We start from the raw sequence: 15,330 nt of genomic DNA on the forward strand, positions 1-15,330 counted from the left end.
GCCGCACCTTCCGTACGGGAGGTGCGGCCCCGGCGTCGTACCGGCCCGGGCTCCCCCGCCCGACGGCGGCCGGGCACCCGGGGTGAAGTTGCCTCACGATCCGGTCACACCGGACAGATCTGGCCGCGGCGGCTGATAGACATCCCGCCGTGACCGCCCCACCCCCGATCCCGCCCCCGGAGCTGCCGGTACCCGTGCACCGCGGCTGGATCACCGCATCCATGATCCTGTTCTGGCCGCTGGCGATCGCCGCGGTGCTCGCCGCGAACCGTGCCGCCCGCGCCCACGGGGCCGGACACGTGCCGACCGCGCACCACGAGGCATACCGGGCACGGGCCCACGCGAGACTCGGCGTGCTGCTCGGCGGGATCGCGTGGACGTTGCTGCTCGTGTTCTACGCCAGCATCGCCCTGGTCCTCGTGCCGACGGCGCCCGACATCCTCAAGCAGGAGGGCATCGACACCGTGGCCGCGGAGCCCGCCCCCGAGTCCTACCGGACGGCGGCCGCCCCGAAGCGCGAGCCGATCCCGGTCTACCCGCTCGAGCTCCTCACGGGTGACTGCTTCATGGCGCCCGACTGGGAGACGGCCTGGGGAGACCTCGACGTGATCCCGTGCAGCAGGCTGCACGACGCGCAGGTGATCGCCGTGACCGAGCTGGGCGACGGCGAGTACCCGGGCGCCCAAGAGATCTCCGACCGGACGTGGTACGACTGCGCGCCGCGCTACGAGGAGTTCTCCGGGACACGGCTCGGGGAGAGCTCGCCCGTCTGGACCTTCGAGCCGGACGCGGAGGACTGGGAATACGGGCTGCACGACGCCGTCTGCTTCGTCGAGGTGGACACCCCGATGCGTGGCGAGCTCTCGGACCACCCGCAGCTGTTCGAGACCGGAGCGACCTCATGACCCACGAGCTCCCGCCGCTGACGCCGCCCGGCGGACCCAGTCCCGCACCGGAACCCGCGCCGCGCCCGGCCACGTCGGATCCCTATGCGCCGGCACAATCGCCGTACCACGTGCCGACGTCGTACCAGCCTCCGCCCCGGCCGCCGGCCGAGCCGTCCACGGGTGCGGGCTGGACCATCGTCGCGCTCCTCGCGTGGTGGCCGTTCGGGGCCGCCGCCTACCCGCACACCCAGCGGGCGACCGTCGCCCTCGGCGCCGGTGACCGGCGGACCGCGGAGGCCGAGGGAGCGCGGGCCCGGCGGATCGGCATCGCAGGCCTCGTCACCTACATCGTGCTGACCGTCGCGCTGACGGTCGGCGGCATCGGCGGCGCCGTCGCCCTGGGCTTCTGGTTCGAGGACGTGGAGCAGGCCGCGGACGCGGCGACGTCGACCCGCTACGTCGACGACGACCAGCCCGGTTCCGGCCCCGTCGACGGGACCCCCGTGCGGGAGCTGAACGAAGGAAGCTGCTACCTCGTCGACGGGCTGACCGACGTGGTGCGTACCGTGGCGGCCGTGAAGTGCGAGGAGCCGCACGGCGGCGAGCTCTACGAGCTCACGTACGTGGCGAGCGACGCGTTCGGAGCGACCGACGGCGTGCCCGAGGCCGCCTACCCCGGGCCGGCGGTGATGGCCCGGTACGCCGACGACGTCTGTCGCAAGGCGTTCGAGACCGCCACCGGAACCACCGCGCAGGAGTCCGGCCTGCACTTCTGGCACACGGCTTCCGACCCGTGGGACTGGCGCACGCAGAACCGGCGGATCGCCTGCTTCGCGGAGTCCGACGCCGACGACCTCACGGCTCGCGTCAGCGACCGCTGAGCGCCGTGCCCGGCCCTGGGCACCGGTTCCAGGGCTGGGCACGGTCAGGCCGGACGACGGGTGGCTTTCGCCCGGAAACTCCGCACCGCTACGATCCCGGATCATGGCCGACACCACGCAGACCTCCCGCGGCGCGACGGAACCGGCCGAGACCGAACCAGAAGCCGTGGCCGAGGCGGAGGCCCCGGGCGAGGACGAGAGCTCGGACGCGAAGCCGGACGGCGAGGCCCCGGACGACGGCGCGAAGGCCGACGAGGACGCGTCCGACGAGAAGCTCGACGCAGGGAAGACCGACAGCGAGAAGCCCGACGACGAAGAGTCGGGCGAGGACGCGAAGCCGGACGACGACGCCGACCCCGCCGATCCTGCCGACACTGAGGACATCGGGGAGACCGCCGACCCGAACGAGCTGCCCTACCCGACCCGCGTGGGCTGGGTGGTCGCGGCGTTCCTGTTCTTCTGGCCGCTCGCGATCCCCGCGCTCGTGCAGTCGATGCGCACCGTCGAGGCGAACGGCACGGGCAACGTGCGTCGTGCGAAGAAGTCGTCGGTGCGCACCCTCGACTTCTCCCTGGGCGCGGTCACCGTGGGCGTGCTCGGGATCGCGGGACTGTGGATCGCGATCGCCGCGGCGCCCACCTACGCGTCGGCGCTCCCGCCCGGGTTCGTCGCGGCCGCCCGGGAGTTCGTCCCGCCGGCGCTGGCGGGCCCGCTCGGCATCGGGCAGCCCGACGACGGCCCCGCGCTCACGGAGCCGACGCCGTCCCCCACGCCGACCGACGACCCGTACGCCACGGCCGACCCCTACGCCGAGGACCCGTACGCCGACCCGTACGCCGAGGACCCGGACGCGCTGCCCACGCCGGAGGCCGGCGGCCAGCTGGAGCCGACCGAGGCACCGACGCCGGACGCCGACACCGAGGCGACCGCCGGGGCGGAGATCCCGGACCTGCAGGTGGGCGACTGCATCGACACGTCGGCGACGTCGGGCCAGACCACGCTGTACCGGATCCCGGTGGTGCCCTGCACCACGGCGCACGGCGGCGAGATCTACGCGGAGACGACGGCGGCCGACAGCCTCGCCGAGAACGGCGCGACCCCCACGCAGCAGGCACTGTGGGACGCCGCGGACGCGTACTGCTACCCGGAGTTCACCAAGTACGTGGGCCTGCGGTGGGCCAAGTCGGAGCTGCTCTACTGGCCGATCGCGCCGTCGGAGGAGAGCTGGGCCGAGGGCGACCGCCGCATCCTCTGCGTCGTGGAGTCGGAGCAGCCGGTGACGGGCTCGCTCGAGGGCGCCGACCGCTAGGCGGCGCCGACCGCTGGGCCGGGCCGCCGGACCAGGTCCGGCGGCCGGTCAGCTGACCGGCCGGTCAGATGCTCGGCGTCGCGACGGCGAGGGCGCCGATCAGCACGGCGGTCGCGCCGTACAGGATGATGTCGATGGTCCGGGTCCGGATGACGAGACCGACGGGGCTGTCGAGCACCGCCCGGAAGATCGCGCAGACCACGAGGACCACCCCGATGCCGATCGCCCCGGCGCGCGCGCCGGCGATCAGCCCGAGCAGCACGGAGATGCCGACACCCGCGAGGACGAGCCAGATCGCGAGGTTGCTCCGCTGCGGCTCGGCCGGACTCATGTCGGAGTCCTCGCCGCTGGCTGGCTCACTGCGGTCGAGCTCCTGGCTGGTCGTCGTGGTGGCCGTCATCAGGTCGGCCCGTCCGGTGCGTTCGAGCGTAGCCGTTCCGGCCGAGCCCGGCTCGAGGAGGCTCGTGGCGCCGGGGGCAGTCCGCATCTCACTGAGATCCACGGGACGAGGGTACAACCGAAACGTCTCGATTCTGCAGGACCGTGACCTGCTTGCAACCTGATGCAAAGCACATTCCCAGGTTGGCGGCCTGCGAGCTACCGTGAGGTCCATGCCGTCCCCTTCAGGTCAGGTCCCCAGCAGCGTGGTCGTCGTGGGTGCGGGGCTGGCGGGCGCGCAGACCTCCGCCGCGCTGCGGAAGCACGGTTTCGAGGGGCACCTGACGGTGCTCGGCGCGGAGGGCCTGCCGCCCTACGACCGCCCGCCGCTGTCCAAGGAGCTGCTCAAGCGCACGGAGCCGGTCTGGCTCGCCGAGGACCTCGGGGTCGATCTGACCGCCCTCGCCGACGACCTGCGGCTCGCCGACCCGGCGACCCGGCTCGAGGTGGACCAGGAGCGGGTGGTGGTGCGGACGGCGTCGGGCGACGACGTCGTGGCCGACGCCGTGGTGCTCGCCACCGGCAGCGCGCCCCTGCGCCCCGCGGGCTGGGACGCCGCGATGACCCTGCACACGGCCCCGGACGCCGAGCGGCTGCGCGCCGCCGTCGTGCCCGGGATGCGGCTCGTGGTGGTCGGCGCGGGCTGGATCGGCGCGGAGGTGGCCGGCGTCGCCGCGGGCGCCGGCGCCCGCGTCACGGTCGTGGAGGCGGGCCCGGTCCCGCTGGAGCGGCAGCTCGGCCGCAGGGTGGGCGGCCTGCTCGCCCCCTGGTACGACGACGCCGGGGTCACCCTGGTCACGGGCGTCGCCGTCGAGAAGGTGCTGCCCGGCCCGCCCGGCGGGGCGCCCGGTGGCGGCAGCGTCGTGCTCGCCGACGGCCGGGTGCTGGAGGCCGACCTGGTGCTGGCCGCCGTGGGGGCGCGTCCGGCGTCCGGCTGGCTCGCGGGCTCCCTGCCGCTGGAGGGCAACGGCGGGCTGCGGGTCAACCGCGCGGGCCGGTTCATGGGCATGCATTCCCCCACCGACCCGGCGGGGCGCCTGCACCTCGACGCGCTGCGCCGCATCTGGGCCGTGGGTGACATCGCGACCCGCGAGCACCCGGTGTTCGGGCCGGTGCCGGGCGGGCACTGGTCGGCCGCCCTGCACGATCCCGAGATCACCGTCCGGGCCCTGCTCGGGCTCGACGAGCGCGCCGCGGAGCCGGAGCACGTGCGCGAACGGCTCGGCCTCGCCCCGATCCACGCCCACGCGCCGTACGTGTTCTCGCAGCAGCTCGGGCACGACCTGGCGCTGTTCGGGGTGCCGTCCCCGTTCGACGACGTGGTGCTGCGCGGCACCCCCGCGGCGTCGGGCGGCTGGGGCGCGCTCTACCTGGAGAACGCGCTCGACCGGCACCCGCGCCGCACCTCGGACGGCCACCGGGTGGCGACCGTCCGGGCGATGTTGCTGGTCGACTCCCCGCGCGAGGTGGGGCAGCTGCGCAAGCTGATGAACCGCGGGGTGCCGCTGGAGGTCGACCTGGACCGCGCGCTGGACCCGACGATCAAGCTCAAGGACTCCGTCCACAACCCCTGAGCCGGAAGCTCACCCGACCCGACAGACAGGGCCGGAACGGGATCACCTTTGAGGCCCGGGTTTCTCCGCTCTCGACGGTCGCAAAGCGAAGAAACCCGGGCCTCAAAGGGGATCTGCGGCGGCCCGGAAGCCGGGCCAGGCCCGGAGAGAACGTCAGTGCGCGAAGTGGCGCGTGCCCGTCAGGTACATCGTGACGCCGGCCGCCTCGGCGGCCTTGACGACCTCCTCGTCGCGGATCGAGCCGCCCGGCTGCACGACGGCGGTGACCCCGGCGTCGAGCAGCACCTGGAGGCCGTCCGCGAACGGGAAGAACGCATCCGACGCCGCGACGGCGCCGCGGGCGCGCTCGACGGGGCCGGACTCGCCCTCGGCCAGGGTGTTGGCGCGCTCGACCGAGAGGCGGCACGAGTCCACGCGGTTGACCTGACCCATGCCGATGCCGACCGCAGCCCCGTCGCGTGCCAGGAGGATCGCGTTCGACTTGGCGGCGCGCACGGCCTTCCAGGCGAACGCGAGGTCCGCGAGCACCTCGGGCGACGCCGCCTCGCCGGTCGCCAGCGTCCAGTTCTCGGGGGCGTCGCCGTCGGCCTGGAACCGGTCGGTCGCCTGCATGAGCAGCCCGCCCGAGATGGGCCGGGTCTCCACGGAGCCCGCCGGCGCCTCGGGGACCACGAGCAGGCGGATGTTCTTCTTGGCCTGGAGGATCTCCAGCGCCTCCGGCTCGAAGCCGGGCGCCACGACGACCTCGGTGAACACCGGGGCGATCTGCCGGGCGGCGTCGGCCGTGACGGTGCGGTTGGCCGCGATCACGCCGCCGTAGGCGCTGACCGGGTCGGTCGCGTGCGCCCGGGCGTGCGCCTCGGCGATGTCGCCGCCGACGGCGATGCCGCACGGGTTGGCGTGCTTGATGATCGCGACGGCGGGGCCCTCGTGGTCCCAGGCGGCGCGCCACGCGGCGTCGGCGTCGACGTAGTTGTTGTAGCTCATGGCCTTGCCGTGCAGCTGCTCGGCCTGGGCCAGGCCCGTGACACCGTCGCCGCGGGTGTACAGGGCGGCGCGCTGGTGCGGGTTCTCGCCGTAGCGGAGCACGTCGGCGCGGTCCCAGGTGCCGCCGACCCACGCCGGGAAGCCGGTCGAGACGGGCCCGTCGGCGCCGTCCACGGCATCCGTCGGGGAGACGACGGAGCCCATCCAGGACGCCACCGCGACGTCGTACGTCGCGGTGTGCACGAACGCGGCGGCGGCGAGCGCCTTGCGCTGGGCGTAGGTGAAGCCACCGGCCTGCACGGCCGTCACGACGTCGGCGTAGCGCGCCGGGTCCACGACGACGGCGACGGACGGGTGGTTCTTGGCCGCCGCGCGCACCATCGAAGGCCCGCCGATGTCGATCTGCTCGACGACGGCGTCAGGCCCGGCGCCCGACGCGACGGTGGCCGCGAACGGGTAGAGGTTCACGACGACGAGCTCGAACGGCGAGATCTCGAGCTGGGCGAGCTGGTCGAGGTGGTCCTGCTTGCGGGTGTCGGCCAGGATGCCGGCGTGCACGCGGGGGTGCAGCGTCTTGACGCGGCCCTCCAGGCACTCCGGGAAGCCCGTGAGCTCCTCGACCGGGGTGACGGGGATGCCCGCGTCGGCGATCTTCGACGCGGTGGACCCGGTCGAGACCAGCTCGACGCCGGCGTCGTGCAGCGCGGTGGCGATCTCGATCAGGCCGGTCTTGTCGTAGACGCTCAGCAGCGCGCGCCGGACGGGGCGCTGCGAGTCGTCGGTGAGCTGGACGTCAGGGGTGGACGGGGCGCCGGACATGGCGGTTCTCCTCGGAAGTAGCCTCGTGGAAAACCCTGGCACCCAGGCGGGCGGCGCGCATCACGGGTCGGTCGGCCGCTCCCCGGTGGTGACCCACCCTCGCCAGTCACGGCCAGGTGCAGTCTAGCGGTGGCCGGGCCGTGCGGTTCCGGCCCCGGGGTCTTGCGGCCCTCCGGGGGCACGGGAGTAGGTTGTGCCCCAACCGGACAACGTCGTCCGGTAGGAGCCGGAGGGAGCTGCGATGACGCAGGAGGAAGTGGTCGACGTACTGGTGGCCGGGACGGGCGCGGCCGGGCTCGGCGCGGCGATCGCCGCGGCGGACGCCGGGGCAAAGGTGCTGGTCGTGGAGTCGGCGGACCGCTGGGGCGGCACCACGATGCGCAGCGGCGGCGGGCTGTGGCTGCCGGACAACCCGGTGATGCGGCGCGCGGGGATCGCCGACTCCCGCGAGGAGGCGCTGACGTACCTGAAGGCGGTGGTCGGCGACGTGGGCCCAGCAAGCTCGACCGCCCGCCGGGAGGCGTTCCTCGACACCGTGGACGAGCTGGTCACGACGCTGGAGCGGCACGGGGTGCGCTGGGCGGCCGCGAAGAAGTACCCCGACTACTACCCGGAGCGGCCCGGCGGCAAGATCGGGCGCTCCATCGAGCCCCGGCCGTACGACACGAGGCGGCTCGGCGACTGGATCGAGCAGTCCCGCGTCAAGGACGGCGTGCCGCTCGCCGTGATGAACGACGACTTCTACGAGCTGGGCCGGGCCTGGTCCACGCCGTCCGGCTTCGTCCGCGGGGCCCGGCTGGTGTTCCGGGTGCTGGGCGGCCTGCTCGCCGGCAAGAAGCAGGTGGGCATGGGCGCGGCCCTGGCCTGCTCCCTGATGGAGGTCGTCCGGGCGCAGGGCACGGAGGTGCGGCTCGGCACCCCGCTGACGGAGCTGCTGGTGGAGGACGGCGCCGTGGTCGGGGCCGTCGTCGGCCCGCCGGAGGATCGCCGCACCGTGCGCGCACAGGGCGGCGTCGTGCTCGGCGCGGGCGGGTTCGCCCACCGGACGGAGTGGCGCCAGAAGCACCACGGCGTGCCCGGCTGGAGCGCCGCCTCCCGGGACGACCAGGGCACGGCCATCGAGGCCGGGGCCGACGCCGGTGGCGCGCTCGCGCTCATGGACGACGCCTGGTGGGGCGCCGGCGTGGACAACGGCGACGAGGGGATGCACGGCTTCGTGCTGTCCGAGCGGTCCATGCCGTACTCGATCGTGGTCGACTCCTCCGGCGCCCGGTTCGTCAACGAGTCCACGAGCTACATCGACTTCGGCCACGCGATGCTGGAGCGGGACGAGGTGGTGCCGGCGATCCCGTCGTGGCTGGTCATGGACGTCCGCGCGCGACGGCGCTACCTCAACACGTCGCTGCTTGGCGGCCGCCGGCGCTACGTTGAGGACGGCACGCTCGTGTACGCGGACACGCTCGCGGAGCTGGCGGACAGGCTGGGCCTGGACCCCACGATCTTCCGGGACACCGTCGTGCGGTTCAACGGGTTCGCCCGGACCGGCAAGGACACCGACTTCGGCCGCGGGGACTCCGCGTACGACCGGTACTACTCGGACCCGACGGTGCGGCCCAACCCGAACCTCGGCCCGATCGAGCGCGGTCCGTTCTCCGCGCTCAAGATCGTGCCCGGCGACCTGGGCACCAAGGGCGGGCTGCTCACCGACGAGCACGCCCGCGTGCTGCGGGAGGACGGCACCGCCATCCCCGGCCTGTACGCAGCCGGCAACACGACGGCGTCGGTGATGGGGCGCACCTACCCCGGGCCGGGCTCGACGATCGGCCCGGCGGCCGTGTTCGGCTGGATCGGCGGGCAGCAGGCGGCCGCGCGACGCGGCTAGCCGGCGTCCGGGACCCGGACCTCGAAGCCCAGCAGCTCCCAGGCCCGGCGCGCCCGGCGCTCCCGGTCCTCGCCCTCGGCCTGCGACAGGCCGCCGGCCATCATGGCCACCGCGAGCAGCAGGTCGTCCGGCGTCGTCCCCGCCGGGACGTCACCCGACTCGATCGCGCCCGCCAGGCGGGTGCCCAGCGCGACGGCGACCCGCTCCCCCAGGGCGACGACCCGCTCGTCCGCGGGCACCCGCGAGCGCACCAGGTCCACGAACCCGACCGAGTCGACGGCGTGCCGCGTCACGAGGCCGAGCAGGTCGGCCAGGTCGGCGTCGGGGGTCGCGGCGCGCTCCTCGACGGCGACGACCTGCTCGTCGAAGACGGCGACGACGAGGTCCATGCGGTCCGGGAAGTGCCGGTAGAGGCTCCCCTGCCCGACGCCGGCGCGCTTGGCGACCGCGCTCAGCGGCGCGCCGGTCCCGGCGGACCCGAAGACCTCGCGGGCCGCGGCCAGCAGCGCCGCCCGGTTGCCCGCCGCGGCGCGCGGACCGAGGTTGGGCGCCCCGCCGCGGCGCTTCGTGCCGTGCGGAAGGGCACCGGGTCGGGGGTCGCGAAGTACACCGGTCATAGCGGTATTCTAGATACCGGACAGTGTTGTCCGGTACCAACCCCGTTCGAGGAGCACACCATGGCACTGACCGTCCGTTCCACCGTCGGCGACTGGCTCGACCACCCCGTCGGCGGCCGCGTCCTCGCGGCCTTCCTCGCCCAGGGCGGGGCGACGCCGGACTCGCTCGCCCCCGCCCGCGGCCTGCCGCTGGAGCAGCTCGTGGCACTGTCCGGAGGCAAGTTCCCGGCCGAGGCGCTCGACGCGCTGGTCGCGGCATACCGGGAGGCGGCGCCGGAGGAGGCTGCCGAGGCCGACGCGGCGGCCGCCGGAGACGCGCAGACCGCCGCCGGCTGGGCCGAGCAGATCACCCCCGGCCGCTTCGCCGGACAGACCGTCGTGGTCACGGGTGCGGCGTCCGGCATCGGCCGGGCCGTCGCCTCGCGCGTGGCGCGCGAGGGCGGCCGCGTGATCGCCGCCGACATCTCCGCGGAGAAGCTCGACGAGCTCGCCGCCGCGCTGACCGGCCTCCCGGCCGGCGCCGAGATCGTCCCCGTCGCGGGCGACATCTCCGCCCAGGACGACGTCGACCGCATCGTGGCCGCCGCGGGCGACCGCGTGGACGCGCTGGCCAACGTCGCCGGGATCATGGACGACATGTCGGCCGTCCACGAGGTGAGCGACGCCCTGTGGGAGCGGGTGCTGCGCGTCAACCTGGAGGGCACCATGCGGCTCACCCGCGCCGTCGTGCCCGGGATGCTGGCCGCGAAGGAGGGGCGCATCGTCAACGTCGCCTCCGAGGCGGGGCTGCGCGGCTCGGCCGCCGGCGTCGCCTACACGGCGTCCAAGCACGCGGTGGTCGGCCTGACCAAGTCCAACGCCGTGATGTACGCGAAGAGCGGCATCCGCACCAACGCCGTCGCGCCCGGCGGCGTGGCCACGGGCATCCCGGTACCCGGCCAGGCCGAGTTCGGCGCGCCGGTGCTGCAGCCCCACCAGGTCAACATCCTCAGCCTCGCCATGGCCGAGGAGCTGGCCGCGACCATCACCTTCCTGCTGTCGAAGGACTCGGTGAACCTGAACGGCGCGATCATCGCGGCGGACGGCGGCTGGTCCGCCGTCTGACGGGTCAGGTGGCCGACGGCGTGCGCGTCGTCGGCCACTCGACGACGTCGGCCGCCCAGGTGCCCGGCAGGCCGATGCGCCACAGCGGACGCACCAGGAACATGGCCAGGAACAGCACGGTCCACGCGGCGGCGAACAGCCACATCGCGGGGCCGATCCCGAGGCTCGCGAGGAGCACGCTGCCGACGAGCGGCGCCGCCGGCCCGGCCACCAGCCCGGTGAGTCCCATCGTGGCGGCCATGCGCCCCTGCATCTGCCCGGGCGTGATCGCCGTGGCGTACGAGAGCATCCCGGCGTTGAGCGCGGGCGCGAAGAACATCATCCCCGTCAGCGCGGCGACGAACCCCCAGTAGGTCGGGAACACCGCCATCAGCACGACGGCGACGCCGGAGACGCCGAGCGTCAGCACCGTGAGGACGCCCACGCGCACCCGCTGGACGAGCACACCCGCGAGGACCGAACCCAGAAGCACGCCTACCCCGACCGCGGTGTTGATCAGGCCGATGAGCGCGGGCGCCGTCCCGGTGCTCACCAGGTGCAGGTTGATCGCCACCATCATGCCGTTCAGGACCACGTTGACCAGCATGAACAGCCAGAGCGACGCGCGGAGCAAGGGCACGCCGAACACGTAGCGCAGCCCCTCCCGCAGCGCCGCCACGGGATGCTCGGCGCGCGCCGCGTCGAGGTCGCCGTTGAGCGGCTCCCGCACCAGGGACGTGGCGACCACGGAGACCAGCCGGCCCGCCCCGGACACCGCGAAGGGCAGCACCGTGCTCATGCCGTAGAGCAGCCCGCCGAGCGGCCCCTGGAGCAGGGTGGCCGCGGCGTCGCGCCCCTGCGCGACCGACATCGCCTGCCCGAGCTGCTCCTTGGGTACCACCGCGTGCAGCGCCGCCGTCCCCGCCGGGTCCATGAGCGCACCCACCACGGACGACACGAACAGCGCCCCGGCCAGGTGCGGGGCGGTGACCGAGAGGCCGTCAACCAGGCCGGCGACCACCACGCTGGTCCAGGCGAGCGCCGCGACCGCACTGCCGACCATGATGAGCCGACGGCGGTCCACCCGGTCCACGATGACGCCGGCCGGCAGGGTCAGGAGCACCGACCCGAGCTGGCCGACGAACGCGATCACACCGGCCTGCACGACCGATCCCGTGATCGCGTAGGCGAGCAGCGGCACCGCGAAGGCGCCGACCGCCGCGCCCACGTCCTCCGCCGTCGCGCCCGTGAGGAGCAGCCGGTAGGAGCGGTTGCGCCAGAGGGGCGCCGTCCTCTCGCTCTTGGGCGTCGTTCCCGTCGTCGTCTCGCCCGCCGCGCGGGCCTCGTCCGTCGTCATGCGGACACCGTAAAGTCCGCAACGGTAATTGCGCAATGATAGTTGCGCATCTGTTGTTGCGGGATCTTGCTAGCCTGGCCCGATGGCATCGAAGGAACCCCTCCAGATCACCGACCCGGAGACGCTGCGCGCCATGGCGCACCCGGTGCGGCAGCGGATCCTGATCGAGCTCAACGTCCGCGAGCACGCGCGCGCCGCCGACCTCGCCCGGACGCTGGACGTGCCGGCGAACTCGATCAGCTTCCACCTGCGAGTGCTGGCCAAGCACCACTTCATCGAGGAGGCCCCGGAGCTCGCCCGGGACAAGCGGGACCGGGTGTGGCGGCCCGTGGTGGAGCGGTTCATCGTGGACCGCAACCTCGCGGGGGCGGAGAACGCCATCGACCCCTACCTGCGCTGGCTGCGGGCCATGTTCCTGCGCGACCGCGAGGCTCCCGGCGCCCGGGAGGACTTCCACGAGGGTATGGCCAGCGGGGCCTTCTTCACCCGCGACGAGGCGGAGGAGATGACCGCGGAGGTGTTCGCCGTCATGGAGAAGTGGTGGGACAGGACCGGGGCCGCCAAGCGGGCGGACCCCGACGACCCGGAGCGGAAGTTCTACCAGGTCCTCTACGCCGTCGGTCCGCGGGACCTGGCGAGCGAACCCGTCCCGGAGACCTGAGCGGCCCTGCCGGTTCGGGGGCCCGCGCGGCTACTCCAGCGCGTCGGCCGCCCACGTGTCCGGGCGGCCGATCCGCATCAGCGGGCGGGTGAGCCGGAGCGCCACGAGCACCGCCACCATGGCGCCCACCATCACCCACAACGTGACGCCGATGCCCCAGCCCTCCAGGAGCGCGCTGCCCAGCACGGGTGCGGCCGGGGCGGCGATCAGGCCTGTCAGCCCGAGCAGGGACGTGGCCCGACCCATCATGCGGTCCGGGACGATCACCGTGAGGTAGCCGGTGAAGCCTGCGTTGAGCGCCGGGTAGAGGAAGACGCCGGCGGCCAGCATCGCGACGAACACCCAGTACGACGGCGCGAGCGCCATCACGACCAGCGCGCCGGCGAGCACGCCGACGGCCAGGATCCCCAGCCGGCCGACGCGCGTGCGCCGCACGATCGGCCCCGCGACGATCGCGCCGGCCAGCATGCTGACGCCGGCGCACGCGTCGACGAGCCCGATGAGCCGCGGGTCGGTGCCGGTGCGGACCAGCTCCAGGTTGATCGCCACGACCAGCGCGATCGACGTCAGGTTGAGCAGCGTGATCAGCACGAGCACCGCGCGGAACAGCGGCACGGCGCCGACGAAGGCCAGGCCCTCGCGCAGGTCGGCGAGCGGGTGGTCCTGCTGGGTCCGCTCGCCGTTCAAGGGCTCGCGGACGAACGACACCGCGACCACCTCGATCATGTGGCCGAGCACGGAGGCGACGAACGGCAGCACGTGCGCCATGCCGTACAGGAACCCGCCGACCGGTCCCGCGAACAGCGCGACCGCCGCCATCCGCCCCTGGTTCACGGCCATCGCGTTCGCCATCTGGGCGGGCGGGACGACGGCGCGCAACGCGCCGCCCGACGCCGGGTTCACGAACGCGCTCACCATCGACGAGCCGAACAGCACCGCCGCCAGGTGCCACGCGCCGAGCGTCCCGGCCAGCCCGGCGGCGACGACCGTGGCCCACAGGGCGGTACCCGTCGCCGCGGCGACGACGAGGAGCGCGCGGCGGTTGACCCGGTCGGCGACGACGCCCGCCGGGAGCGTGGCCAGCAGCGCGCCCGCCTGGCCGATACCGCTGATCAGCCCCGCCTGCCCCACCGACCCCGTGACCTCGAACGCGAGCAGCGGGATCGCGAACGTGCCGACGCCGGCGCCGATCGCCTGCGCGAACCGCCCGGTCGTGAGCAGCAGGTACGCGACGTTCCGCCGCAGCGGCGGATCGGGGCGCACCGGGTCCGGGCTCGTCGGGTCGGGTCCCACCAGGTTCGGGCTCACCGGGTCCGGGCTCGTCGGGTCCGGGCTCGTCGGGTCGGGGCTCGTCGGGTCGGGGCCCGTCGGGTCGAGGCTCGCCGGGTCCGGGCTCGCCGGGTCCGGGCTCGCGGTTGCCGCGCTTTCCAGGTCAGCCGGCCCCGCCGTCGTCGTCTCCCCAGTCACGCCGCACAACGTACCGGGTGAAATGTCCGCCTCGGGGCGCCGGCAACCTGGGCGCCGTCGCGCACTCACCTTTGGGGCCCAGGTTTCTTGCCTTTGGGCCGGCCGCAAAGAGAAGAAAGCCGGGCCTCAAAGGCGACCCGCCGGAGCGGTTATCGACGCGGAGAGCGGGGCGGAGAGCGACGCGGAGAGCGGAGCGGTTATCGACGCGGAGAGCGCGGCGAGAGCGGGACGGCGGCCGGGGCGCCCAGGGTGACCGGGACGCCGACGTCGTCGTAGTTGCCGGGCGTCCAGCCGGCCTCGCGCAGCAACGCGGTGAGGACCTCCGGCATGCGGACCCGGAGATCCTTCGCCGTGAAGCGCAGCAGGCGCGAGCCGCCCGCCGACGCCAGCGCGTTCTGCCGCGTGCGGTCCCGGAACACCGCGGCCGGCGCGCCGTGCACCTCGACGCCGTCGATCTCGACGAGCAGCCACGCGCCGTCCGGCAGCCGCCAGGCGAGGTCGACCCGGCCGAGGTGGTCGCCGTCGGGCCCCAGGAGCACGAGCTGCAGGGTGTCCGGCGGGATCCCCGAGTCGAGACAGGCCAGCCGCGCGACGGACTCGAGGGGCGACTCCGACCGGCCGTCCGCCAGGCGCCACCAGGGATGCGTCGCCTCGACGGTGCGATGCCCTCGCGCCAGGTCGTGGGCCCGGGCCAGGTCGTCCGCCGTGGCCGACCGCGTGTGCAGCAGGTCGTCCATCGCGGCCACGGCGTCGTCCCGGCGCATCTTCCCGACGCCGAGGGCGAGCGCGTCCGCGACGCTCGCGATCCGGAAGTCACCGGCGAACCGGCCGGTCACCATGTCGCCGCGCTTGTGGAACGTGATGCCGTCCCGCCCGGGCCGCCAGTGCCCGTCGGGCGCGACCACCTCGGAGGGGATGGTGCGCGGCAGCCCCTTGACCTTGTACAGCGCGAGGGCGGACAGGCCGACGGCGGTCGATCCCGGGCCGGCGGCCAGCAGGCCGAGCCACGCGGGGCGACGTCGGAGGTGGTCCAGCAGGTCCGGACGTGACCGGTCGGCGGGCGGTACGACGTCGGTGTCGTACACACCCTGCGTGACGCGGATCAACCGGCACTGCCGGACGAGCCGGTACCGCCACTGGGCGTCGACGCCGATGCCGTCGAGCTGCGCGGCGGAGATCAGCCCCTCCTGCCGGTCGGCGATGAGCTCCAGCTGCGGAGGCAGGGGCTTGAGTGGTCGCATGAATCAATATCAACATGCAACAACCATCAAAGCTGGTGAAACACCGTCAGCCTGTGGATAACCGCCGTCCGCCACTCACCTTTGAGGCCCAGGTTTCTTCGCTTTGGGCGGTCGCAAAGCGAAGAAA

The 15,330-nt window shown here is 74.0% G+C and carries 13 protein-coding genes; 7 read left to right on the forward strand and 6 right to left on the reverse strand.

Annotated features, from left to right (window positions below):
• Nucleotides 1-149: 149 nt before the first annotated feature.
• The 3 genes from ACFWEJ_RS18475 to ACFWEJ_RS18485 all read left to right on the forward strand — a co-directional run bounded on the left by ACFWEJ_RS18475 (nucleotide 150) and on the right by ACFWEJ_RS18485 (nucleotide 3,077).
• The gene (locus tag ACFWEJ_RS18475) at nucleotides 150-905 is read left to right on the forward strand and encodes a septum formation family protein (RefSeq protein WP_377230657.1); all 756 of its coding nucleotides are present in this window, start codon (nucleotides 150-152) and stop codon (nucleotides 903-905) included.
• Complete coding sequence (locus tag ACFWEJ_RS18480; RefSeq protein ID WP_377230658.1) at nucleotides 902-1,768, forward strand: hypothetical protein; 867 nt, start codon at nucleotides 902-904, stop codon at nucleotides 1,766-1,768. Before ACFWEJ_RS18475 ends, ACFWEJ_RS18480 begins: the two co-directional genes overlap by 4 nt.
• Nucleotides 1,769-1,871: 103 nt before the next feature.
• Complete coding sequence (locus ACFWEJ_RS18485) at nucleotides 1,872-3,077, forward strand: septum formation family protein (RefSeq protein WP_377230659.1); 1,206 nt, start codon at nucleotides 1,872-1,874, stop codon at nucleotides 3,075-3,077.
• A 64-nt stretch (nucleotides 3,078-3,141) separates the two neighbouring features.
• Here the strand turns inward: ACFWEJ_RS18485 and ACFWEJ_RS18490 are convergent, their stop codons facing one another.
• Nucleotides 3,142-3,579, reverse strand: coding sequence for a DUF3017 domain-containing protein (locus ACFWEJ_RS18490; protein WP_377230660.1), 438 nt, complete (start codon nucleotides 3,577-3,579; stop codon nucleotides 3,142-3,144).
• A 109-nt stretch (nucleotides 3,580-3,688) separates the two neighbouring features.
• Here ACFWEJ_RS18490 and ACFWEJ_RS18495 point away from each other — a divergent pair, with 109 nt between their 5' ends.
• Nucleotides 3,689-5,089, forward strand: a complete 1,401-nt coding sequence (locus ACFWEJ_RS18495; RefSeq protein ID WP_377230661.1) for an NAD(P)/FAD-dependent oxidoreductase — start codon at nucleotides 3,689-3,691, stop codon at nucleotides 5,087-5,089.
• Between the two features lie 153 nt (nucleotides 5,090-5,242).
• Here ACFWEJ_RS18495 and purH read toward each other — a convergent pair whose 3' ends face one another.
• The gene (purH, locus tag ACFWEJ_RS18500; RefSeq protein ID WP_377230662.1) at nucleotides 5,243-6,895 is read right to left on the reverse strand and encodes a bifunctional phosphoribosylaminoimidazolecarboxamide formyltransferase/IMP cyclohydrolase; all 1,653 of its coding nucleotides are present in this window, start codon (nucleotides 6,893-6,895) and stop codon (nucleotides 5,243-5,245) included.
• Nucleotides 6,896-7,136: 241 nt separating this feature from the next.
• Here purH and ACFWEJ_RS18505 point away from each other — a divergent pair, with 241 nt between their 5' ends.
• Complete coding sequence (locus ACFWEJ_RS18505) at nucleotides 7,137-8,777, forward strand: FAD-dependent oxidoreductase (RefSeq protein WP_377230663.1); 1,641 nt, start codon at nucleotides 7,137-7,139, stop codon at nucleotides 8,775-8,777.
• Here the strand turns inward: ACFWEJ_RS18505 and ACFWEJ_RS18510 are convergent.
• Complete coding sequence (locus ACFWEJ_RS18510; protein WP_377230664.1) at nucleotides 8,774-9,394, reverse strand: TetR/AcrR family transcriptional regulator; 621 nt, start codon at nucleotides 9,392-9,394, stop codon at nucleotides 8,774-8,776. The genes ACFWEJ_RS18505 and ACFWEJ_RS18510 overlap by 4 nt on opposite strands.
• A 60-nt stretch (nucleotides 9,395-9,454) precedes the next feature.
• Here ACFWEJ_RS18510 and ACFWEJ_RS18515 point away from each other — a divergent pair, with 60 nt between their 5' ends.
• The gene (locus tag ACFWEJ_RS18515) at nucleotides 9,455-10,498 is read left to right on the forward strand and encodes an SDR family NAD(P)-dependent oxidoreductase (RefSeq protein WP_377230665.1); all 1,044 of its coding nucleotides are present in this window, start codon (nucleotides 9,455-9,457) and stop codon (nucleotides 10,496-10,498) included.
• A 4-nt stretch (nucleotides 10,499-10,502) separates the two neighbouring features.
• Here the strand turns inward: ACFWEJ_RS18515 and ACFWEJ_RS18520 are convergent, their stop codons facing one another.
• Complete coding sequence (locus ACFWEJ_RS18520; RefSeq protein ID WP_377230666.1) at nucleotides 10,503-11,834, reverse strand: MFS transporter; 1,332 nt, start codon at nucleotides 11,832-11,834, stop codon at nucleotides 10,503-10,505.
• Nucleotides 11,835-11,916: 82 nt separating this feature from the next.
• Between ACFWEJ_RS18520 and ACFWEJ_RS18525 the strand changes: the two genes are divergently transcribed.
• Nucleotides 11,917-12,495, forward strand: a complete 579-nt coding sequence (locus ACFWEJ_RS18525; RefSeq protein ID WP_377230667.1) for a winged helix-turn-helix domain-containing protein — start codon at nucleotides 11,917-11,919, stop codon at nucleotides 12,493-12,495.
• Between the two features lie 30 nt (nucleotides 12,496-12,525).
• Here ACFWEJ_RS18525 and ACFWEJ_RS18530 read toward each other — a convergent pair whose 3' ends face one another.
• Nucleotides 12,526-13,962, reverse strand: coding sequence for an MFS transporter (locus ACFWEJ_RS18530; RefSeq protein WP_377230668.1), 1,437 nt, complete (start codon nucleotides 13,960-13,962; stop codon nucleotides 12,526-12,528).
• 197 nt (nucleotides 13,963-14,159) lie between these two features.
• Nucleotides 14,160-15,203, reverse strand: a complete 1,044-nt coding sequence (locus ACFWEJ_RS18535; RefSeq protein WP_377230669.1) for a hypothetical protein — start codon at nucleotides 15,201-15,203, stop codon at nucleotides 14,160-14,162.
• Nucleotides 15,204-15,330: the final 127 nt, after the last annotated feature.

It is taken from the genome of Promicromonospora sp. NPDC060204 (genome assembly GCF_042728455.1).
GTDB lineage: Bacteria > Actinomycetota > Actinomycetes > Actinomycetales > Cellulomonadaceae > Promicromonospora.